The 22,380-nt window shown below is 57.7% G+C and carries 19 protein-coding genes and 2 pseudogenes; 15 read left to right on the forward strand and 6 right to left on the reverse strand.

The genetic code is table 11. The features are described 5' to 3' along the window. Positions 1-43 precede the first annotated feature (43 nt). From yjfF to ytfQ, 4 genes and pseudogenes are all read right to left on the reverse strand, one after another. A complete protein-coding gene (yjfF, locus tag ABIB18_RS05405) occupies positions 44-1,030 on the reverse strand; it encodes a galactofuranose ABC transporter, permease protein YjfF (protein ID WP_031377340.1) in 987 nt (328 codons plus the stop codon). Further along, positions 1,020-2,043 (reverse strand): annotated as a pseudogene (ytfT, locus tag ABIB18_RS05410) (galactofuranose ABC transporter, ATP-binding protein YtfT); the annotation flags it as partial. The gene yjfF and the pseudogene ytfT, both read right to left, overlap by 11 nt. Continuing rightward, entirely contained in the window at positions 2,036-3,556 is a 1,521-nt protein-coding gene (locus ABIB18_RS05415; protein ID WP_046288343.1) for a sugar ABC transporter ATP-binding protein, read from the reverse strand. The pseudogene ytfT and the gene ABIB18_RS05415, both read right to left, overlap by 8 nt. Positions 3,557-3,610: 54 nt before the next feature. Then, the gene (gene ytfQ / locus ABIB18_RS05420; protein ID WP_031377342.1) at positions 3,611-4,567 is read right to left on the reverse strand and encodes a galactofuranose ABC transporter, galactofuranose-binding protein YtfQ; all 957 of its coding nucleotides are present in this window, start codon (positions 4,565-4,567) and stop codon (positions 3,611-3,613) included. 755 nt (positions 4,568-5,322) lie between these two features. Between ytfQ and ABIB18_RS05425 the strand changes: the two are divergent. The 13 genes and pseudogenes from ABIB18_RS05425 to ABIB18_RS05485 all read left to right on the forward strand — a co-directional run bounded on the left by ABIB18_RS05425 (position 5,323) and on the right by ABIB18_RS05485 (position 17,744). Then, a pseudogene (locus tag ABIB18_RS05425) lies at positions 5,323-5,856 on the forward strand (cysteine hydrolase family protein). A gap of 375 nt (positions 5,857-6,231) precedes the next feature. Beyond that, complete coding sequence (gene ydgT, locus ABIB18_RS05430) at positions 6,232-6,447, forward strand: transcription modulator YdgT (protein ID WP_031377344.1); 216 nt, start codon at positions 6,232-6,234, stop codon at positions 6,445-6,447. A 104-nt stretch (positions 6,448-6,551) separates the two neighbouring features. Beyond that, positions 6,552-6,995, forward strand: coding sequence for a DUF2569 domain-containing protein (locus ABIB18_RS05435; RefSeq protein WP_031377345.1), 444 nt, complete (start codon positions 6,552-6,554; stop codon positions 6,993-6,995). 123 nt (positions 6,996-7,118) lie between these two features. After that, complete coding sequence (gene rsxA, locus ABIB18_RS05440; protein WP_031377346.1) at positions 7,119-7,700, forward strand: electron transport complex subunit RsxA; 582 nt, start codon at positions 7,119-7,121, stop codon at positions 7,698-7,700. After that, positions 7,700-8,278 carry an electron transport complex subunit RsxB gene (rsxB, locus tag ABIB18_RS05445; RefSeq protein WP_031377347.1) on the forward strand — a complete coding sequence of 193 codons (579 nt, stop codon included), beginning with the start codon at positions 7,700-7,702 and terminating at the stop codon, positions 8,276-8,278. Before rsxA ends, rsxB begins: the two co-directional genes overlap by 1 nt. After that, a complete protein-coding gene (gene rsxC / locus ABIB18_RS05450) occupies positions 8,271-10,895 on the forward strand; it encodes an electron transport complex subunit RsxC (protein ID WP_354473777.1) in 2,625 nt (874 codons plus the stop codon). The genes rsxB and rsxC overlap by 8 nt, the downstream gene beginning before the upstream one ends. After that, entirely contained in the window at positions 10,896-11,954 is a 1,059-nt protein-coding gene (gene rsxD, locus ABIB18_RS05455; RefSeq protein ID WP_031377349.1) for an electron transport complex subunit RsxD, read from the forward strand. It abuts the gene before it with no gap. A 3-nt stretch (positions 11,955-11,957) separates the two neighbouring features. Continuing rightward, the gene (rsxG, locus tag ABIB18_RS05460; RefSeq protein ID WP_031377350.1) at positions 11,958-12,590 is read left to right on the forward strand and encodes an electron transport complex subunit RsxG; all 633 of its coding nucleotides are present in this window, start codon (positions 11,958-11,960) and stop codon (positions 12,588-12,590) included. Then, entirely contained in the window at positions 12,583-13,287 is a 705-nt protein-coding gene (locus ABIB18_RS05465) for an electron transport complex subunit E (protein WP_046288345.1), read from the forward strand. Before rsxG ends, ABIB18_RS05465 begins: the two co-directional genes overlap by 8 nt. Continuing rightward, entirely contained in the window at positions 13,284-13,916 is a 633-nt protein-coding gene (gene nth, locus ABIB18_RS05470; protein ID WP_031377352.1) for an endonuclease III, read from the forward strand. The genes ABIB18_RS05465 and nth overlap by 4 nt, the downstream gene beginning before the upstream one ends. A gap of 227 nt (positions 13,917-14,143) precedes the next feature. Continuing rightward, positions 14,144-14,866 carry an HPP family protein gene (locus ABIB18_RS05475; RefSeq protein WP_031377353.1) on the forward strand — a complete coding sequence of 241 codons (723 nt, stop codon included), beginning with the start codon at positions 14,144-14,146 and terminating at the stop codon, positions 14,864-14,866. A gap of 210 nt (positions 14,867-15,076) precedes the next feature. Next, a complete protein-coding gene (locus tag ABIB18_RS05480) occupies positions 15,077-16,420 on the forward strand; it encodes an MFS transporter (protein WP_279810275.1) in 1,344 nt (447 codons plus the stop codon). After that, the gene (locus ABIB18_RS05485; protein ID WP_046288347.1) at positions 16,398-17,744 is read left to right on the forward strand and encodes an enolase C-terminal domain-like protein; all 1,347 of its coding nucleotides are present in this window, start codon (positions 16,398-16,400) and stop codon (positions 17,742-17,744) included. The genes ABIB18_RS05480 and ABIB18_RS05485 overlap by 23 nt, the downstream gene beginning before the upstream one ends. A gap of 37 nt (positions 17,745-17,781) precedes the next feature. Here ABIB18_RS05485 and ABIB18_RS05490 read toward each other — a convergent pair whose 3' ends face one another. Continuing rightward, positions 17,782-18,480 carry a CTP synthase C-terminal region-related (seleno)protein gene (locus tag ABIB18_RS05490; RefSeq protein ID WP_354473778.1) on the reverse strand — a complete coding sequence of 233 codons (699 nt, stop codon included), beginning with the start codon at positions 18,478-18,480 and terminating at the stop codon, positions 17,782-17,784. A 678-nt stretch (positions 18,481-19,158) separates the two neighbouring features. Between ABIB18_RS05490 and dtpA the strand changes: the two genes are divergently transcribed. Then, positions 19,159-20,655, forward strand: coding sequence for a dipeptide/tripeptide permease DtpA (gene dtpA, locus ABIB18_RS05495; protein WP_031377355.1), 1,497 nt, complete (start codon positions 19,159-19,161; stop codon positions 20,653-20,655). Between the two features lie 149 nt (positions 20,656-20,804). Continuing rightward, a complete protein-coding gene (gstA, locus tag ABIB18_RS05500) occupies positions 20,805-21,410 on the forward strand; it encodes a glutathione transferase GstA (protein WP_354473779.1) in 606 nt (201 codons plus the stop codon). Positions 21,411-21,479: 69 nt separating this feature from the next. On the opposite strand, the gene pdxY is transcribed toward gstA, so the two are convergent. Further along, positions 21,480-22,340 (reverse strand): pyridoxal kinase PdxY, encoded by an 861-nt coding sequence (pdxY, locus tag ABIB18_RS05505; protein WP_031377357.1) that lies wholly within the window; start codon positions 22,338-22,340, stop codon positions 21,480-21,482. Positions 22,341-22,380 lie beyond the last annotated feature (40 nt).

The raw sequence follows: 22,380 nt of genomic DNA on the forward strand, positions 1-22,380 counted from the left end.
GGACGGCTCCGGCGAGCCGCCCTCTAGCGGGATACTCAGGTAGTCAGGAACTCAATCGTTTTACCGGTGCATTCTGCTGGCGATCCCAGATCACCGTCAGCAAACGTTGTAACGCGATAAAGGCAAACAGCAGGATACCAATGGCGATTTTGGTCCACCACGAGCTGAGGGTGCCGTCGAAGTTAATCCAGGTCTGGATCAGCCCCTGAATCAGCACGCCGAACAGCGTACCCAGCACCGTTCCGACCCCGCCCGACAGCAGCGTGCCGCCGATGACTACCGAAGCAATCGCATCCAGCTCCACGCCCAGTCCCGCCAGCGCATAACCGGCCGAGGTGTAGATAGAGAAGACGATACCGGCTAGCGTGGCTAAGGTGGTAGAGAGCATATAGATTTTGATGGTGGTGGCACGGGTCGACACCCCCATCAGCTGCGCCGAGGTCAGGTTACCGCCAATCGCGTAGACCTGATTACCAAAGCGGGTACGGTGCGCCAGAATAATCCCACCCAGCACCACCACCAGCATAATCACCGCCAGCAGGCTGAGACGTCCGCCGCCTGGCACTTTCCACGCCAGGCTGGAGAGCATGGTATAGAACGGATGATCGATCGGAATCGAGTTCTCCGACACCAGATAGCTGCAGCCGCGCAGAAAGAACATGCCGGCCAGGGTGATAATAAATGCCGGGATCTTCAGCGCATCGATCAACCAGCCCATCATCGCGCCGAACAAGGCACCCAGCGCCAGAATTACCGCAAAAGCCAGCAGCGGATCGAGGTGGAAATCGCCAATCGCCCGCGCCAGGAACACCCCGGTAAAGGCGATCACCGCGCCGACCGACAGATCGATACCGCCGGATAAAATCACAAAAGTCATACCGACCGCGATAATGCCCAGAAAGGCGTTATCAGTCAGGATATTGCAGATGACCCGGGTTGAGGCGAAGCCCGGAAACTGGCTCAGGCAGAACAGGTAACCCGCGACGAACACCAGCAAGGTGATCATCAACGGCAGATGGCGTTTGATCATGTCGGGCGTCTCCGTTTTAACATCGCAATAAACCGGGGTGATTGCAGTAACAGCACGCACATCACTACCACCGCTTTGACCACCTGATTCAGCTCTGGCGGGAAGCCGGAGAGCAAAATACCGGTGTTCATCGACTGAATAATCAACGCACCGATCAAAGACAGCACCAGATTGAAGCGTCCGCCCATCAGCGAAGCGCCACCGATTACCACCGCCAGAATCGCATCCAGCTCCAGCCATAATCCGGCGTTATTGGCATCCGCACCGCGAATGTCGGCAGCAACAATCAGCCCGGCTACCGCAGCGCAAACGCCGCTGATGGCGTAGGTCGACATCACCACCAGCCAGCCGGTGACGCCCGCATTGCGCGCGGCACGCAGGTTGATCCCTACCGCTTCAATAAACAGGCCGAGCGCGGTTTTGCGAGTCAGCAGCCAGACCGCCAGCGCCACCAGCAGAGTGATCCACACCGGTACCGGCAACATCAGCAGCGAACCGTTGCCAAACCAGCCAAGACTGTCACTGTCGAAGGTAACGATCTGACCCTGGGTAATCAGCTGGGCAATACCGCGCCCCGCCACCATCAGAATCAGCGTGGCGACGAACGGCTGTATACGCAGCAGCGCCACCAGCACCCCATTCCAGATACCGCAGGCCAGACCGGTAGCCAGCGTCACGGCAATGATAAACGGCACGCTGTGTCCGGCCACGGTCAGGGTCGCTGCCGTCGCGCCGGCAATCGCCATCACCGCCCCAACCGACAGATCGATACCGCCGGTGGCGATCACCAGCGTCATGCCAATGGCCAGCAGCGCCACCGGCGCAGCGCGGTTGAGGATATCAATCGGACTGCCGAACAGTCGGCCATCCTGCAGATGGACAGCAAAAAAGTTATTTGCCACCAGGCTATCGATCAGCAGCACCAGCAGCAGCGCCGCGATTTGCGGCATGCCCGGTGGCAGTTTCAGCTTACGGCGTTGCGGTTTTTCAGGTGTCATAGGGGTCTCAAGCATGTTGTGCCCCTCCGTCAGCGATAGCGTTGACGATCGACGCTACCGAAAGTTGCTCCAGCGGAATTTCTGCCACCTGCTTCAGATCGCGCATGATCAACACCCGATCGGCATAACCCACCAGTTCTTCAAGCTCAGAGGAGATGACCAGCAGCGCCAGTCCATCAGCACATAAGGATTCAATTAAACGAATAATCTCGGCGTGCGCGCCCACGTCAATGCCGCGCGTCGGCTCGTCGAGGATCAGAAACTGCGGTTTAGTCACCAGCCAGCGCGACAGCAGCACCTTTTGCTGGTTGCCACCCGACAGCAGCTCCACCGGTTGATCGGCGTGCGGCGTACGAATGCCCAGGCTCTTGATAAAGCGTTCGGCGATCGCCTGCTGCTCACGCTTTTTAATCGGTCGTAACCAGCCGCGCTGCGCCTGCAATGCCAGAATGATATTTTCGCGCACCGATGCCGCGCCAATAATCCCGTCGGTTTTGCGATCTTCCGGACAGAACCCCATCCCCAGCTGCGAGGCGCGAGCCGGGTTAGTGATTCGCTGCACCTTGCCTTTGATTTTTGCCGTGCCGCGATCGGCGCGGCGAATACCAAACAGCACTTCTGCGGTTTCGGTACGGCCCGAGCCCAGCAGTCCTGCCAGACCGACCACTTCACCCGGCCGGACCTCCAGATTAAACGGCTCGATGGTGCCTTTTTTGCCGTAATCTTCAAACGATACCACCGGCTGATTACTGCGCAGAGTGCTGCCCTGCCGCTGCAGCGCCGTCTCCAGCAGTTCGCGCCCCAGCATCAGTTTGATCAGTTCAATTTGCGGCAGCGAGGCGGTGTCGCGGGTAGCGATAAATTGCCCGTTGCGTAATACCGTGATGCGATCGGTGATGCGGTAAACCTGGTCGAGAAAGTGGGTAACGAAAATCAGGCTCATCCCTTTGGCTTTTAACTGCGCCATCAGGGTAAACAGCATCTCCACTTCACTGGCGTCGAGGCTGGCGGTTGGTTCATCCAGAATCAGCACCTGGGCGGAGAGATCGACTGCGCGGCAGATAGCGATAATCTGCTGCATCGCCACCGAGTAGTGTCCCAGCGGGCGCGTCACGTCGAGTGAAAAACCGTAGTTACGCATCAGCGCATCGGCATCCCGCACCATGCGCCGCCGATCGAGCATGCCGAAGCGTCGTGGCTCGCGGCCTATATAGAGGTTATCGGCTACCGACATATTCGGCAGCATGTTCACTTCCTGATAAACGGTACCAATGCCCATCTCCTGCGCCTGGGCAGTGTTGTGCGGCGTAATCGGCTTACCGTTCAGGGTGATGGTGCCGGCATCGCGGCTGTAGACCCCGGTCAGCACTTTGATCAGGGTTGACTTCCCCGCGCCGTTCTCGCCCAGCAGCGCCATGATCTCGCCCTTGCGAATATCAAACGAGACGTTGTTCAGCGCTTTAACGCCGGGAAATCCTTTGCTGACGCCGCTGATGGTTAACAGCGATGTTTCATTGTGTGTGGTCATTCTGCTAACTCCGCCTCACGTCATGAAAAACCGCCCCGCAGGGCGGTCTGCGGCTTAGTAACCCATGCCTTTTTTGCGTTCCAGTTCCCGCTGAGCGTCAGCAGGCAGGAACAGTTTCGATTCGGTTTTGATCACTTTTGGCGGCAGCGTTCCCTCTTTCTTAAATTTCTCCAGCGCATCAAAGGCCGGGCCGGCCATGTTTGGCGTCAGCTCCACGTTGGCATTGGCTTCGCCTGCCAGCATCGCTTTATAGATATCCGGTACGCCGTCAATCGAGCCGGTCAGAATATCTTTGCCAGGCTTCAGACCGGCTTCTTTAATCGCCTGGATGGCACCGATCGCCATGTCATCGTTGTGTGCGTAAACCATGCAGATGTTCTTGCCGTTGTTTTCCGCCTTAATGAAGCTTTCCATTACCTCTTTACCTTTGCTGCGGGTAAAGTCGCCAGACTGAGAGCGGATCACTTTGATGTTCGGATGACCGCTGATCGCTTCAGCAAAGCCTTTCTTACGATCGATCGCCACGCTGGCCCCGACCGTGCCCTGCAGTTCCACCACGTTACACTGTTTGTCGCCGACGGTTTTCACCAGCCAGTCGCCAATCAGCTTGCCTTCCAGCACGTTATCCGCAGTGACAACCGCCTGATACAGCGATTTGTCTTTGACTACGATGGCGCGGTCCAGCAGATAGACCGGGATTTTGGCGTCTTTGGCTTCTTCCAGCACCGGTTCCCAACCGGTCTGCACCACCGGCGCGATAAAGATGGCGTCAACGCCCTGAGCGATAAACGAGCGAACCGCTTTAATCTGGTTCTCTTGTTTTTGCTGACCATCAGCGATTTTCAGGGTGATACCGCGTTTTTTAGCTTCGCTTTTCGCCACGTTGGTTTCGGCGGAGCGCCAGCCAGATTCCGAACCCACCTGCGAGAAGCCGACCGTCATGTCCGCAGCCAGCACTGGTCCGGTCAACGCGGCGCTGACCAGCGTGGTCAGAAGTAAACGTTTCCACATAGTTTTTATTCCTCTGAAGGGCATTTGCTGTTTAGGGTAGAGAGCCCGCTTAGCCTGGACTAAAAAAGGGTGCATAATGGCGACATGCTTCACAAAATTGAGCAATTTAAAGGAGTTACGTCAACATCAACCGTTTTATAGTGCAGGCTGTTATGGATAAAACGACTGAAAGTGAAATCAGGACGGGTTAAATAATTGTAATAAACAGAATCGCTTATGCGCAGCCCCACTGAAAGCGATTACAGCCAGGCGTACAAAATGGGTTATCTGCCTGCGGGATGAACAAAAAATGGGATTTGTGATTGCCCGCACATTGCTTGCATAGTGCTAGCGTAGCGCTCGCATAGTGCCTACATAGTGCATTTTTCAGGTGACTGGCGGGCGAAACGTTTCTCTGGCGACTTCTGCGGGCGATCGGTTGACAGCGCGACGCCGTCTGACCACGACGGGCGGCCTGAGACGACGGCAGGCAATGCGCACTGCCGGGTTAAGTGCGACCCTGACCAAGCGTTTTTTACTCCGCTGCGGCGTATTTACTGCACCATCTGTGTTAGCGTGTTGTTCAGTAGTCACCACTCGTTCAGCAGTCACCACTGAAGGCAACATCATGTTTATCTCAGGTTCGATCACCACCACTACCACCCGCACCGCTTTGAGCGTATCTGTGACCGGCACCTGACAAACAGATCTTCGCTCCCCGCCCAACCGGACGGGGACCTGTTCTCCGTTCTTTACCCTCTGAATGGAGAAACAACATGAGTTCATCTGAAAGCGCATTATTAGTCATCGATATGCAACAGGGCCTGTTCAGGGGAGCTGTCACGCCTCATCACGCCGATAGGGTGTTAGCGAATATTTGCCTGCTGATTGAAAAAGCGCGTCAGGCTAAGGTCCCGATCTTTTTTGCACGCCATACCGGACCCGATGATTCCCCATTCAGCGCCCGGAGCCCGTTAACCCGTCTGTTGCCGGAACTGGGCGTTGATGACGCGCAGGAGGGTGTTTTTATCAAAAAATTCCCCAGCTGATTCAGAGATACGCCGCTGCTGAGCCAGTTACGAGAAAAAGGGATTAAACAGCTGGTGGTGACCGGGATGAAAACCGAGTTTTGCGTCGATACCAGCTGTCGGGCAGCCGCAGATTGCGGTTTTTCAGTGGTGCTGGTTTCTGATGCCCACACCACGGTGGATAATCCCCATCTGACCGCAGAAAAAATCATTGCACACCATAATCTGACCCTGGCCGGTCCGTTTGTTACCCTGAGCGCGGCTGCAGAGTGGCATTTTTAGTCAGCATTGCGTTATTAAAATCTGCGCAGTCACTCTATCTGCCGCGCCGGTCAGCCACCTGCCACGCTGCTGCCGGCAGGCCTGATGCTGGCCTTCACCACGCAGGCCAGGCAAAAACCGTCCGGACGCGGTGTGACACGCCTGGCACGTCAGCGCGGAGGGATTATTTTCTGACACGGGCGATGTTGCAGAATTCCCGGTTCAGCACCGCGGGCAGGTGGCCCTATCCGCGAATAAACCTGCAAAAATGGACTTTTAGCGGCGTATTCCGGTCGTTTATCTGATTTTCACCTTTTTTTGATCACAGGATCTGGACAGGTTTAGCTTGCCCCCTATACTGAGCACTCCTTAGTTCCTTCTACTGTTATGGCAATGATGACTGCGTACGACTACCTGCTTAAATTTCGTAAAGTGAATAACTCAGACAGTCTGGAAAAGCTCTTCGATCACCTCAATTACTCGCTCACCGATGAGATGGATATCATCAATATGTACCGTGCTGCCGATCATCGGCGCGCCGAACTGGCGTCGGGCGGACGGTTATATGATCTTGGCTGTGTGCCTAAGACGGTGTGGCGCTACGTGGTATAACTTCCTGCTGCCTGATTTTTTTGGTTACGTTGTCCAGGCGGGCGCGCCCCATCTGGACATGCTATTCTGCTGCGCTTCGACTTCCCAAGACAGGAATTACCGCTATGAATGAACAGGTTGCTGCGCCGCGCATCGGTGGCTGGCTTTTGCTGCCGCTGGCCTGGCTGATTATGACCCTGTTAACCACTGCGCTGGTAATGGCGATGTACCTTACACCGCTGTTTAATCCGGAATGGCGCGCGACACTCTTCTCCCATGGCAGCACCCTTTTCTCTTACTGGGCCATCTCCCTGCTGACCGCCGCGGCGGTCTGGGCTTACAGCCTGTGGATTAGCTGGCTGTTCTTTAAGCGCTCACGCCGTTTACCGCGCCATTATCTGCTGTGGTTGCTGATTACCGTGCTGTTGGCGCTGAAAACCTTTGCCTTTACCCCGGTAACCGACAGCCGCGCCTTACAGACGCTGTTGCTTTCACTGGCGGCCGCAGCGGTGTTTGCCCCCTACTTCAAACGCTCAAAGCGGGTAAAAAGCACCTTTATTGAACCCTAACGCTGTGAGTTGTGTCAGGAATTTAATTCTGAGTGCGGTCTGCCCGGCCGGTTGCGGCGTAGCGGTTGAGATACGCCGCACTATCAATGATAATAAGCCGCTTTCTGGATTTCAGGCGAAAAAATGACCGATTATCTGCTTCTCTTTGTTGGTACTGTGCTGGTAAATAACTTCGTGCTGGTGAAGTTCCTTGGCCTGTGCCCGTTTATGGGCGTTTCCAAAAAACTGGAGACGGCAATCGGCATGGGCCTGGCCACCACTTTCGTGATTACGCTGGCCTCAATCTGTGCCTGGCTGGTGAATCACCTGATTTTGCTGCCGCTCGATCTGGTCTACCTGCGCACCATGGCTTATATCCTGGTGATCGCGGTGGTGGTGCAGTTCACCGAGATGGTGGTGCGTAAAACCAGCCCGTCGCTCTATCGCCTGCTGGGCATTTTCCTGCCGCTGATCACCACCAACTGCGCGGTGCTGGGCGTGCCATTGCTGAGCGTCAATCTGAATCACACCTTTCTGCAGGCAGCCCTGTACGGCTTTAGCGCCTCACTCGGCTTCTCGCTGGTGATGGTGCTGTTCGCCGGCATGCGTGAACGTCTGGTGCTGGCCAACGTCCCGGCCCCGTTCAAAGGTAACTCCATTGCCCTGATCACCGCTGGCCTGATGGCGCTGGCATTTATGGGCTTTACCGGTCTGGTGAAATTCTGATGACCGCGATCTGGATAGCAGTTGCTGTATTAAGTGCGCTGAGCCTGGTGTTCGGTGCGCTGCTGGGCTACGCCTCGCGCCGCTTTGAGGTCGAAGAAGACCCAATCGTTGAGCAAATTGATGCCATTCTGCCGCAGAGTCAGTGCGGGCAGTGCGGCTATCCCGGTTGCCGCCCGTATGCCGATGCGGTGGGCAACAACGGTGAAGCCATCAACAAGTGCGCGCCAGGCGGTGAGCAGACCATGCTCAAGCTGGCAGAGCTGCTGAACGTTGAGCCGCAGCCGATTGATGGCGATGAAACCGCCAAAGCGCCGGTCCGCACCGTGGCCTTTATCGATGAAGCGAACTGCATTGGCTGCACCAAGTGTATTCAGGCCTGCCCGGTAGATGCGATTGTCGGGGCGACCCGCGCCATGCACACCGTGCTGAGCGATGTCTGCACCGGCTGCGATCTCTGTGTTGCGCCCTGCCCGACTGACTGCATCGAGATGCGGCCGGTTGAGACCACGCCTGCCAACTGGAAGTGGGATCTGAACAGCATTCCGGTGCGGGTGATTCCGGTAGAAACTCATGCTTAATTTGTTGAATTTTTTCAAAAAAGATAAGATCTGGGATTTTCAGGGCGGCATTCATCCGCCGGAAATGAAAACCCAGTCCAACGGTACCCCGCTGAGCGAACTGCCGTTGCCGCACCGTTTTATCATCCCGCTGAAACAGCACATCGGTCACGAAGGTGAAATCTGCGTGGCACCGGGCGATAAGGTGCTGCGCGGTCAGCCCCTGACCTTTGGCACCGGCCGGATGTTACCGGTGCATGCCCCGACCTCCGGCACCATCGAGGATATCGGTCAGCACATGACCGCCCATCCGTCTGGCCTGTCAGAGCTGTGCATTTTCCTGACGCCCGATGGCGAAGACCGCTGGATGCCGCTTGATCCCCTGCCCGATTACCGCCAGCATCCGCGCGCCGACATCGTGCAGCGTATTCACGATGCCGGGATTGCCGGTCTGGGCGGCGCGGGCTTCCCGACCGCTACCAAGCTTAAAGGCGGTCTGCGCGGTGTCAAAACCCTGATCATCAATGCGGCAGAGTGCGAGCCTTACATCACTGCGGATGACCGTCTGATGCAGGACTACGCGGCTGAAGTGCTGGAAGGCAGCCGGATTCTCGCCTGGGTATTACAGGCAGAACGGGTGCTGATTGGCATCGAAGATAATAAACCTGAAGCCATTGCGGCACTGAAGCAGGCGTTAGGCGGCGAGCGCGATCTGCAAATACGGGTGATCCCGACCAAATACCCCTCTGGCGGTGCTAAACAGCTGACCCGCATCCTGACCGGGATGGAGGTTCCGCACGGCGGACGCTCGACCGATATTGGTGTGCTGATGCAGAACGTCGGTACCGCCTGGGCAGTTAAGCGCGCGATTATCAATGGTGAACCGATTACAGAACGCGTCGTGACGCTGACCGGCGAGGCGATCGCCCAGCCGCGCAACGTCTGGAGCCGTCTCGGCACGCCTATCAGCCATCTGCTGCATCAGGTCGGGTTCCGTCCTGGCCCGCGCCAGATGGTGATCATGGGCGGTCCCCTGATGGGCTTTACCCTGCCGTCGCTGGACGTGCCGGTGGTGAAGATCACCAACTGTATTCTGGCCCCGTCCAGCAGCGAAATGGGTAACAACGACGAAGAGCAGTCCTGCATTCGCTGTTCTGCCTGCGCTGATGCCTGCCCGGCTAAACTGCTGCCACAGCAGCTTTACTGGTACAGCCAGGGCGGCGACCACGATAAGGCGCGCGCGCATCACATTGATGATTGCATTGAGTGCGGTGCCTGCGCCTATGTCTGCCCGAGCAATATTCCGCTGGTGCAGTATTACCGGCAGGAAAAAGCTGAGCTGCGCGCCATCGATCTGGAAGCGAAACGTACCCTCGAAGCCAAAGCGCGCTTTGAAGCGCGCCAGGCCCGGCTGGAACGTGAGAAGCAGGCGCGTGAAGCGCGACATGAAGAGGCGAAACAGCGCGTTGCCCGCAGCGACAACGGCGAGCTGGCGGCAGCGAAAGCGCGGGCCACCGCCCGTCGTGCCGAACCTGATGAAGCCGCTGCTGAAGCGCAGCGTGAAGCCCGTCATGCGCAGGCGCGTCTGCGTCAGGCCGAGGCTCAGGCAGAAACTCAGGCGCTGAGTCGTCAGACTACCGATCCGCGTAAAGCGGCGGTTGAGGCGGCGATTGCCCGCGCCAAAGCGAAGAAAATGACGCCAGCCGGGGCCGGGAGCGAGGCCAGTGAAGAGGCGGCAGTCGATCCGCGTAAAGCGGCGGTTGAAGCGGCTGTTGCCCGTGCGAAGGCGAAGAAAGCCGCCCAGGCGGAAAGCGCGCAGCCGGTAACGGACGCTGACGCCCAGCCTGCCGCTGAAACTGACGATCCGCGTAAAGCCGCGGTGCAGGCCGCGATTGCCCGCGCGAAAGCGAAGAAAGCCGCCCAGGCGGAAAGCGCGCAGCCGGTAACGGACGCTGACGCCCAGCCTGCTGAAGAAACTGACGATCCGCGCAAAGCCGCGGTGCAGGCCGCCATTGCCCGCGCGAAGGCGAAGAAAGCCGCCCAGGCAGACAGCGCGCAGCCGGTAACGGACGCTGACGCCCAGCCTGCCGCTGAAACTGACGATCCGCGTAAAGCCGCGGTGCAGGCCGCCATTGCCCGCGCGAAGGCGAAGAAAGCCGCCCAGGCAGACAGCGCGCAGCCGGGAACGGACGCTGAGTCACAGCCTGCCGCTGAAACTGACGATCCGCGTAAAGCCGCGGTGCAGGCCGCGATTGCCCGCGCGAAAGCGAAGAAAGCCGCCCAGGCGGAAAGCGCACAGCCGGTAACGGGCGCTGACGCCCAGCCTGCTGAAGAAACTGACGATCCGCGCAAAGCCGCAGTGCAGGCCGCGATTGCCCGCGCGAAGGCGAAGAAAGCGCAGGCTCAGGCAGCGGCGGCCGATGCAGCCTCACGTGATGCTGCGGTAGTGGCCACGCAGGCCCATTACGCCGTCGAAAAAGCTGAACAGGCGCAGGAGCAAGCGAACAACGCCAATGCTGAACCGGAACAGGCACCTGAATTGAATCAACCCGATGATGCGCGTAAAGCCGCCATAGCGGCCGCCATCGCACGTGCCAAAGCGCGTAAAGCGCAGTCGTCTACGACGCTTGAGGATTAAATGGCTTTTCGTATCGCAAGTTCCCCTTATACCCATAACCGCCGCAGTACCGGCAATATCATGTTGCTGGTGGTGCTGGCGGCGGTGCCGGGTTTTGCCGCACAGTGTTATTTCTTTGGCTACGGCACGCTTTTACAGGTTTTACTGGCTACGCTGACCGCCTGGCTGACTGAAGCTGCTATTTTACGGCTGCGTAAAGCGCCGGTTGGCAGCAACCTGGCAGACAACTCAGCGCTGCTGACGGCGGTGCTGATCGGTATCAGTCTGCCCCCGCTGGCACCGTGGTGGCTGGTGGTGATCGGCACGGTGTTCGCCATCGTCATTGCCAAACAGCTGTATGGCGGGCTGGGCCAGAACCCCTTCAATCCGGCGATGGTCGGTTATGTGGTGCTGCTGATCTCCTTCCCGGTCCAGATGACCAGCTGGTTGCCGCCCGACACGCTACAGGCGATTAAACCGACGCTGATGGACAGTCTGAGCATGATATTCCGCGGCCATACGCTGGCGGGCGAGACCATGCAGCAGTTGCAGATTGGCGTTGACGGCATCAGCCAGGCGACGCCGCTGGATACCTTTAAAACCGGGCTGCGCGCCGGTCACAGCGCCGATCAGTTACTGGCGCAGCCAATCTACAGCGGCGTGCTGGCGGGTCTCGGCTGGCAATGGGTCAATCTGGGTTACCTGGCTGGCGGTCTGTTTCTGCTGTGGAAAAATGCGATCCGCTGGCATATTCCTGCCGCTATGCTGCTGTCGCTGGCGTTCTGCGCTACGCTTGGCTGGGTATTTTCACCAGACTCGCTCAACAGTCCGCTGATTCACCTGTTCTCCGGCGCGACTATGTTGGGTGCATTTTTCATCGCCACCGATCCGGTTACCGCCTCCACCACTAACCGCGGTCGTCTGATTTACGGCGCGCTGATCGGCCTGCTGGTCTGGCTGATCAGAAGTTTCGGCGGTTACCCGGATGGCGTGGCCTTCGCGGTGTTGCTGGCCAACATCTGCGTGCCGCTGATTGACTACTACACCCAGCCGCGCGTTTACGGCCATTTAAAGGATTAAGCGATGCTGGAGACGATTCGTAAAAATGGCGTGACGCTGGCGATCTTTGCCGCGATCACTACTGCGGCGACCGCAGTGGTTAATACCGTGACCAAACCCACGGTGGAACATCAGACTCAGCTACAGCAGAAAAACCTGCTTGACCAGGTGGTGCCGACCTCGCTCTACGACAACAACATCCAGCAGGATTGTTACGTTGTCACGGACCCGGCGTTAGGCAATGCCGCGCCCCACCATCTTTATCTGGCGCGTAACAACGGTCAGCCAGTGGCGGCCGCGCTGGAAACGACCGCGCCGGATGGCTATTCCGGTGCCATTCAGATGCTGGTCGGGGCCGATTTTCACGGTAAAGTGCTGGGTGTGCGGGTGGTGGAACATCATGAAACGCCGGGTCTGGGCGATAAAATCGAGTTGCGTATTTCGGACTGGATCAACAGCTTTAACGGCAAAGTGGTTCAGGGTCCGACAGATAAAGCCTTTGCGGTGAAAAAGGATGGCGGTGAGTTCGACCAGTTTACCGGTGCCACCATTACCCCACGCGCGGTGGTCAACGCCACCAAACGCACCGCACTGTTAATAGCAACCCTTCCGGAGAAACTCTCTTCGTTACCGGCATGTGGAGACGCAAATGAGTGAAGCTAAAAGCCTGCTGGTCGGCGGGTTGTGGAAAAATAACTCCGCCCTGGTGCAGCTGCTGGGTCTCTGCCCGCTGCTGGCCGTGACCGCCACCGCCACCAACGCCCTGGGATTAGGTCTGGCGACCACCCTGGTGCTGACTCTGACCAACAGTTTTATCTCCGCCTCACGCCGCTGGGTGCCGTCGGAGATCCGCATCCCGATTTACGTGATGATCATCGCTTCGGTGGTGAGCTGTGTGCAGATGCTGATCAACGCCTACGCCTATGGTCTGTATCAGTCGCTGGGCATCTTCATCCCGCTGATTGTGACTAACTGCATCGTGGTTGGCCGGGCCGAGGCGGTCGCCTCGAAAAGCAGCATCCCGCTGGCGGCGCTGGATGGTTTTGCCATCGGTATGGGTGCCACCTGTGCCATGGTGGTGCTGGGATCGATGCGTGAAATCATCGGCAGCGGCACGCTGTTTAACGGTGCCGATCAGCTGCTGGGTCCGTGGGCTAAATCGTTGCGGATTGAGGTGGTGCATTTTGACTCGCCGATGCTGCTGGCGATGCTGCCGCCCGGAGCCTTTATCGGTCTCGGCATGATGCTGGCGGGTAAATATCTGATCGACCAGAAAATGAAACAACGGGCTGCACAGCGCGCAGAAGCCGCTGCCTCTGCCGCTCCACAGGGCGCGACCGGGAAAGCGGTGTGAACCAGACCAAACGTAATGAGATCCTCCGTCGGCTGCAGCAGAATAATCCGCATCCGACCACCGAGCTAAACTTCAGCTCGCCGTTTGAGCTGCTGATTGCGGTTCTGCTGTCGGCGCAGGCCACTGACGTCAGCGTTAACAAAGCCACCGCCCGGCTCTATCCGGTAGCGAATACCCCGGCCGCGATGCTGGCGCTGGGCGTTGAGGGCGTTAAGGAGTACATCAAAACTATCGGGCTGTTTAACAGCAAAGCGGAAAATGTGATTAAGACCTGCCGCATCCTGCTGGAACAGCATAACGGCGAGGTGCCGGAAGATCGTGCGGCGCTGGAAGCACTGCCCGGCGTGGGCCGTAAAACCGCCAATGTGGTGCTGAACACCGCGTTTGGCTGGCCGACTATCGCGGTCGATACCCATATCTTCCGCGTCTGCAATCGCACCCACTTTGCGCCGGGTAAAAATGTCGAGCAGGTGGAGCAGAAACTGCTGAAGGTGGTGCCGGCGGCCTATAAAGTTGATTGCCACCACTGGCTGATCCTGCATGGCCGCTATACCTGCGTGGCGCGAAAACCGCGCTGTGGTGCCTGTCTGATTGAAGACCTGTGTGAGTATCCCGATAAGGTTGATTAATTTTCATTCTGACCCGCTACGGCGGGTCTTTTTATTTAGCGCCCCACCTGCCAGCGCCAATGTCGACAGTTAAACATCGTTGCTGCCCCCATGATTTCCCCTTTTTTCCGGGGTAAATATCGCCCCGAAGATACCTGCACAATTTGTCGGGTTGTTACATTGATGTTGATGATGGAAAATCGCCGACCCCGACGATAAGAAAAAGTTATGACACGGTGCGTAAAGTAATGAGCAAAAGCCCTTCCAGCGGGAGGCAGGCGATGCGCCTGTTTCTGGCCCGATTCTGGCCCCATCCGCTGGCGGTGAGTAAAAAGCATGTGATGATCGCCAGCCTCGGTGCCGGTATCGGATTGATCCTGACCAGTCTGCTGAGTCACTGGGTGCTGGGCGAGCTGAACCTGTGGTTTGTCGCGCCGGTGGGTGCATCGGCGGTATTGCTGTTTGGCGTACCGGCCAGTCCGCTGGCGCAGCCGTGGGCAATCGTCGGCGGCAATACGCTGTCGGCGCTGGCTGGCGTGACGATCGGTCAGCTGATCCCCAATCCGGCGATTGCCTGTGGCGTCGCCGCCTGCATGGCGATCCTGCTGATGTTTCAGCTACGCTGCCTGCATCCGCCGGGCGGCGCTGTCGCCCTGACCGCCATTCTGGGCGGACCCACAGTGAATCAACTCGGCTATCATTTTGTGCTGACGCCGGTGCTGCTCAACTCCCTGACCCTGGCGCTGCTGGCTATCCTGTTCAACAACCTTGCCGGGCGGCGCTATCCCCATCCGCTGGCACCGGAAGAGGTGAAACCGTCTCCGGTTGAGATACCGGTGCCGCTGACGCGCGCGGATCTGCATCAGGCGCTGGAAGGCGGCGAACTGCTGGATATCGACGAGGACGATCTGCAGGCGCTGTTGCAGCGTGCCGAACAGATTGCCCAGCGTCGTCAGACCGCCAAAGCGTGAAACGCCGCAGCCGGTAATGCTGACGGCCAGACCCTGAATATGATCCGACCCACAGTTTTGCTCAGCCAAAGCGAAGCGCCGGTCCAATAACATATTGATAACAATGATGCCCAGGCCGGACGCCCAGTGTCCCCTGGGCGATTGCCCATAGAGCCCGCCTTTTCAGCGCCCTACACTTTGCTCTTCTCTACGCAGCCGCGAGGAAGACCGATGGATAGCGCCCTGTCACCGCATCACGATGAGCTGATCGCCTCCGCCATCAAAAAGTTTTTTACCCGCATCATTCCGATGCTGGCCGTTATGCTGATCATTAACCAGATTGACCGTGCCAACATTGGCTTTATCAAGGCAGAGCTTCACACCGACGCCGGGATCAGCGCGGCCGCCTTCGGCCTGGGTGCCGGGCTATTTTTTATCGGTTACGCGCTGTTTGAGGTACCGAGTAACCTGATGATGAAGCGTTATGGTGCCCGGGTCTGGCTGACCCGCATCATGATCACCTGGGGTATGGTGGTGGTGCTGACCGGCTTTATCACTTCTCCGCTGCATTTCTACCTGTTGCGCTTTTTACTGGGCGTTGCCGAAGCGGGCTTTTTCCCTGGCGTGCTGTTCTATTTTCGCCAGTGGGTGCCCAATGCCTGGCGCGGCCGGGCCACTGCGATGGTACTGAGCGCAACCGCCGGGGCATTTCTGTTTTCCGGCCCGATCACCGGCGCGATCCTGATGTTGCATGATTTTCTCGGTATCGCCGGCTGGAAATGGGTGATGTTCCTCGAAGGTGGTGCCTCGGTGCTGGTGGGGATCGTGGCCGCCTGGGTGCTGGTTTCGCGGCCCGCCGATGCCCGCTGGCTGAGCGAGCCGGAAAAACAGGCGCTGGCACAGCAGCTGCACAACGAAGAAGCCCATCGCGATCGGCTTAACCAGCAGCCGGGCCGGATGTCACTGCTGCGTAACCGTAGCCTGCTGTTCTTCTGCGCCATTTTCTTCACCATGACCATGACCGGCTACACGCTGGTGTTCTGGCTACCGCAAATTATTCAGCGTATTCAGGGCTTCAGCAGCTTTGGCATCGGCATTCTGACCGCCGTTCCCTGGCTGTGCGCGATTGTCGCCATCAATCTGCTGAGCCGTTTTTCAGACCGCCATCGCGATAAGCTGGATAAAGCGCTGGGTGTCGCGATGCTGGTGGCCGCCTGCGGTACCTTTATGGCGACGCTGGGATCGCCGTGGTTTGGTTTTCTGGCGATGATCGTCGCCTGCATCGGCTCGAAAGTCAGCGCCACCTTCTTCTGGCCCATGCCTCAGGGTGAACTGCCCGCATCGATTGTCGCCCCGGGAATTGCGCTGGTGAACTCCATCGGCAATCTTGGCGGTTTTTTCGCGCCGACGGTGTTCGGCTATCTGGAAATGAAGACCGGCTCGACCACCGGCGGCCTTTATGCACTGACCAGCGTGTCGCTGCTGACCGGTCTGTGGCTGCTGCTGCGCCGTAAACCCACCCCGTCTTCCCTTGTACCTATGGAGAATCAACATGTCAGCCAGTCCAGTCATTAAAACTATGCGGGTGGTGCCGGTCGCCGGCTATGACAGCATGCTGCTGAATATTGGCGGCGCGCATAACTGCTATTTCACCCGCATTCTGGTGATTATGACCGACTCCGCCGGCCGCACCGGCGTCGGCGAAAGCCCCTGCCACGCCTCGACGCTGGCGCTGCTGGAGCGCTTCCGGCCACAGATTGAGGGCAGCGATCTGCTGCGGCTCAACGCAACGATTTCGACGCTGTTTGCCAGCGATGCGCGACACCAGCAGAGCGCACATACTAATGACATTCACATTCCGCAGATGAACCCGGAGAAGTTCTACAATGCCGCTGCGGCAATTGAAGCGGCGCTGCTTGACCTGCTGGGACAGCATCTCGATTTGCCGGTCGCCGAGCTGCTGGCCAGCGGCAAACAGCGCGATCGGGTGCCGGTGCTGGGCTACCTGTTTTATATTGCCGACCGTAAACTGACCACCATGAATTATCAGGCGGGTCCGGCTGGTAGCGATGGCTGGCTGCAACTGCGCCATGAAAAAGCGATGGATGCTGCTGCCGTGGTGCGGCTGGCGGAGGCTGCGACGGATCGTTACGGTTTCCGTGATTTCAAGCTTAAGGGCGGCGTGCACCACGCAGAGGTGGAAGTTGAAACCGTTAATGCCCTGCTGGCACGCTTTCCCGATGCGCGGGTCACGGTGGACCCCAACGCCAGCTGGTCACTGGATGACGCGATTTACTATGGACGCCAGCTGGCGGGTCGCATTCCTTATCTGGAAGATCCCTGCGGCGCGGAGAACGGCTATTCCGGCCGCGAGACGCTGGCAGAATTTAAGCGCGCCACCGGCATTCCGGTCGCCACCAACATGATTGCCAATGACTGGCGTCAGTTGCAGCATGCCTTACAGCTTAATGCCATCGATATTCCGCTGGCCGATCCGCACTTCTGGACGATGCGGAATGCGCATACCGTGGCGCAGCTGTGCCACGAATGGGGCCTGACCACCGGCTGTCACTCGAATAACCATTTTGATGTGTCGCTGGCGATGGTGGCGCACCTGGGAGCGGCTGCGCCTGGCGATCGGCTGACCGCCTTCGATACGCATTGGATCTGGCAGGATGGACAGCAGCTGACGCAGCAGGCACCCCAGATTCGCGACGGCTATCTGGAACTGCCTGAGGGGCCAGGACTGGGTATTACGTTAGATATGTCGAAGGTTGAAGCGGCACATGCTCTCTACAATGCACTGCCGGATAAGAACCGTAACGATGCAATCGGCATGCAGTTCCTGATTAATAACTGGCGCTTTGATGCCAGACGCCCGGCGCTGTTACGCGATTAATCGCGCAGCCGGTGACACTGTCACTGGATGCTGGCGGTCAGCGCTGCGCCAGCGCGGCCTGCATCCAGGCGACCACCAGCGGTGAGGTCTTCTGTTGCAGCGCGGCCCGCTCTGACTGAAACAGCGTGGCGACAAAAAACGGGTGATCGTCCAGCTCAACACCGCGTACATCACCGTCTGAGTCCCAGGCGGTGATAGCCAGCGTCCTGTCGGCCAGCGCTGCGCTGAAGTCCGGGTTAACGCCAAAGTTACAATGGTAACCCTCATCGCTGTTCAGCGTGCCGTAGGCCCTGGCAATACGCGAACCGGCGGCAAAGCTGACCGCGCCGCGCTGCTCCACCAGCGAACAGCTCAGTGGCGCTATCACCATCCGTCCGCTCTGGTCGGTCTCCGCATGTGCCGCATCCTGCCAGTCGAGCACGTTGCGGGCATACTCAATCACCGCATACTGAAACCCGCCGCAGGAGCCGAGAAAAGGTTTGCCCTGTTCCCGCGCCATACGAATGGTGGCAAACACACCGGCATCATGGCGATAAGGGCTGCCTGGCACCACCCAGATCGCCTCACGCTGTTGCAGCTGGCTGAGATCGCCCAGTTGTTCAGTGGCAATCCACTCTGCGTCAACGGTGATATTCAGCTCAGCGGCGGCACGTTCTATTGCCAGCGGAATCGCCTGATGGGCGACGGCGTCAGCACGGTAATCGCCGACCAGAGATAAACGTAAAGGGGAAGACATAAACCATCCTCATGAGGGAAAGAATGAGGTTACAGGAATGTTAATTTGCTGTCGAGCGAGGCCGGACGCGCCGTGAATTTGTGCCCTCTGCACCCTACCGAACCGGGCATCTGATTCCGGACTGTCAGACCGCGCAGGCAATTTTTATGCTTCGATTGTCGTCTGCTGCCGTTTTTTGCTGCGCAGATTTTCAGCACGCAAACGGTTTCTTCTTTTTCTTCCTGAATTAAATCATCTATTTGTGCGCAGGATCGTCATTTGTTCACTTTTAGTGCAAAGCGGCCAGATAAATGATGGATATTTCGCCGCTTCGCCTGGAATATAGTCGCTGGCTGACGAATAGTGCTGGATAGTTATTATTCAACAAACTATTAATCTGCATAATCCTCTATTAGCAGTTAATATCAATATTATCCAGCCACTGGCTCGCATCCACAGCATTTATACTGCTATAATCGACACTTGCCATATTTAAATCCGATTAACAGTTTGTTATAAGTTTTTTAACCCGACAATATCAGGCTAAACCAGTGGTCAGAAAATTCTTGCCCTGTCGCGCTTAATCAGCCAAATTAGTCGCCGCTTTTCCCTTCTAATAACAATCTTGCGCATGGACAACTCACATGACGCGGACTTAATTCCTGTCCCGAAACAGGGTGTGATAAAACTGAGGTACATGTGTCAACTGCAAACAAACACACTGATGAGACAGTCAGTCTCAATGCGTTTAAACAGCCAAAGGCGTTCTACTTAATCTTCTCGATTGAGCTGTGGGAACGTTTTGGTTTCTATGGCCTGCAGGCCATCATGGCGGTTTACCTGGTGAAACAGCTGGGGATGTCCGAATCAGACTCCATCACGCTGTTCTCCTCGTTCAGCGCACTGGTCTACGGACTGGTGGCGATTGGTGGCTGGCTCGGCGATAAGGTGCTGGGTACCAAACGCGTGATTGTGCTGGGCGTGCTGGTGCTGGCGCTGGGTTATGCGCTGGTGGCCTTCTCCGGTCACAACGTCAGCATTGTCTATATCGGTATGGCGACCATCGCCGTCGGTAGCGGCCTGTTTAAAGCGAACCCGTCTTCGCTGCTGTCAACCTGCTACGACAAAGATGACCCGCGTATCGACGGTGCTTTCACCATGTTCTATATGTCGATCAACATCGGCTCGCTGTTCTCGATGATGCTGACCCCGTGGTTAGCCGAGAAATATGGCTACAACGTGGCGTTCTCGCTGTCGGTCATTGGTCTGGTGATCACCCTGTTCAACTTCCTGTTCTGCAAGCGCATGGTCAAAGATTACGGTTCTAAACCGGACTTCGCCCCGCTGCAAATCGGTAAGCTGCTGATGACGCTGGTTGGCGTTGTGGTGCTGGTGGCACTGGCTAACTGGATGCTGCATCACCAGTCTATCGCCCGTCTGGTGCTGGCGGTGATTGCGCTGGGTATCGTGCTGGTGTTTGCCAAAGAGGCCTTTGCCCTGCAGGGTGCCGCGCGTCGTAAGATGATTGTCGCCTTCCTGCTGATGGTCGAAGCGATTCTGTTCTTTGTGCTCTACATGCAGATGCCGACTTCGCTGAACTTCTTTGCCATCCGCAACGTTGAGCACAGCATTCTTGGCATCACCTTTGCGCCGGAACAGTTCCAGGCGCTGAACCCGTTCTGGATTATGCTGGCCAGTCCGCTGCTGGCGGCGCTCTACAACAAGCTGGGCGATAAACTGCCGATGCCGCATAAGTTTGCTTTCGGCATGGTGCTCTGCTCAGGTGCGTTTCTGGTGCTGCCGGTGGGCGCGAAGTTTGCCAGCGATGCGGGTATCGTCTCGGTTAACTGGCTGATTCTGAGCTATGCGCTGCAGAGTATCGGTGAGCTGATGATCTCCGGTCTCGGCCTGGCGATGGTCGCACAGCTGGTGCCACAGCGTCTGATGGGCTTTATCATGGGCTCATGGTTCCTGACCACCGCAGGCGCGGCAGTGATTGCCGGTAAAGTGGCTAACCTGATGGCAGTGCCGGAAAACGTGACCGATCCGCTGATTTCGCTGGCCACCTATAGCCGCGTGTTCCAGCAGATTGGTATCGTGACCGCGGTCATTGCCCTGCTGATGCTGATTACAGCGCCGTTGCTTAACCGGATGACCCAGGATAACGACGCAAAAACCAAAGAGGTCGAGGCGTAAACCGTCTGACCCTTTACCCGCCGGGCACTGCCCGGCTTTTTTTTATTCCTCTCCCAGTCGCCCTCTCTCCGTTCCCTGATCGTCGTCACTGGCAATTCCGGGCCAGGCCCTTATGATGCAATGATCCCATCGCATCAAGGAGGCTGGTCATGAAACTGTTTTGCAAAGCGGGTGCCTGTTCTCTCTCACCCCACATTGTCATGCGCGAATGCGGGCTCGACTTCACGCAGGTGAATGTTGATCTGGCAAAAAAAATCACGGAACGTGGCGACGATTATTGGCAAATCAATCCCAAAGGACAGGTACCGGCGCTGCAGCTCAGCGACGGCACGGTACTGACCGAAGGCGTGGCGATTGTGCAGTATCTGGCGGACCTCAAGCCTGACCGCCATCTGCTGGCTCCGGGCGGCAGCCTGACGCGCTATCACACCGTGGAATGGCTGAGCTACATCAGCAGCGAACTGCACAAAAGTTTTACCCCGCTGTTTCGTCCGGATAGCACGGAAGAGGAAAAAAGCCGGGCGCGGACCCTGCTGACGGCTAAGTTCCGCTTTGTGGATGAGGCGCTGCGTGACAAGCAGTGGCTGATGGGGCTGCGCTTTAGCGTGGCCGATGCCTATCTGTATGTGGTGACGCGCTGGGCCAGAGCGCTCAGGCTCGATTTATCGGCCTGTACGGCGCTGGAGAGCTGGTTCAGTCGGGTGACGGCGCGGCCGGCGGTGCAGGCGGCGTTAACGGCGGAAGGCTTACACTGAGTCTGGTGCTACCTCAGCAAAAAATGAGCCGCTACGTGAACAGGGCCGATGATCCGGCCCTGCTCTGTTTTACAGCTTTTCAGCCGCGAAGTGCTGGGTCGGCGCGGCAATCGCATCCTGCGCGGCCACCAGTTGCAGTTCATACTCGCCCATCTGATGGGTTTTCAGCATCACTTCATACACTGCCGCCGTCACGTGCTCCAGCGCATCCTGTAAGCTTTTGCCGTGCAGCAGATTCACCAGCAGCAGGCCGCTGGTCAGATCGCCCACGCCAACCGGCTGCCGTACGCCAAAATCAACCAGCGGACGACTGATGTGCCAGGCATCTTCGGCGGTGACCAGCAGCATCTCAAAGCGATCGCTGCGACGGCCCGCCCGCGCCAGATGTTTTACCAGCACCACTTTTGGTCCCTGGGCGATCAGCGCCCGCGCGGCGTCTACCGCGGCATCAACGTCGGTAATGCTGCGCTCGCTCAGCATTTCCAGTTCCAGCAGATTCGGGGCGATGATATCGCTGGCCGGCATCGCCATTTTACAGTGAAATTCCGCCACGCCCGGCGCTACGATACAGCCCTTTTCAGGATGGCCCATCACCGGATCGCAGAAATACCAGGCGTCGGGATTAGCCGCTTTGACCTGGCGGACAATCTCTAAAATCTGTTCGCCCTGTTCCGCCGATCCCAGATAGCCGCTCAGCACCGCATCACAGGTCTTCAGGCGGTCGATGTCGGCGATACCTTTCACGATATCGGTCAGATGAGTGGCTGGCATCACCGTGCCGGTCCAGTGACCATATTGCGTATGGTTGGAAAACTGTACGGTGTTCAGCGGCCAGACGTTCGCGCCCATGCGGCGCATCGGAAACTCGGCAGCCGCGTTACCGGCATGACCAAAAACAACGTGCGACTGAATCGCTAAAATATTTTTCACTTGTTTGCCCTGTCCTGCCTTGCCATAAAAAAGGGCCGGA

The organism is Pantoea sp. UYEF8 (assembly GCF_040546285.1).
GTDB classification, from domain to species: domain Bacteria; phylum Pseudomonadota; class Gammaproteobacteria; order Enterobacterales; family Enterobacteriaceae; genus Pantoea; species Pantoea brenneri.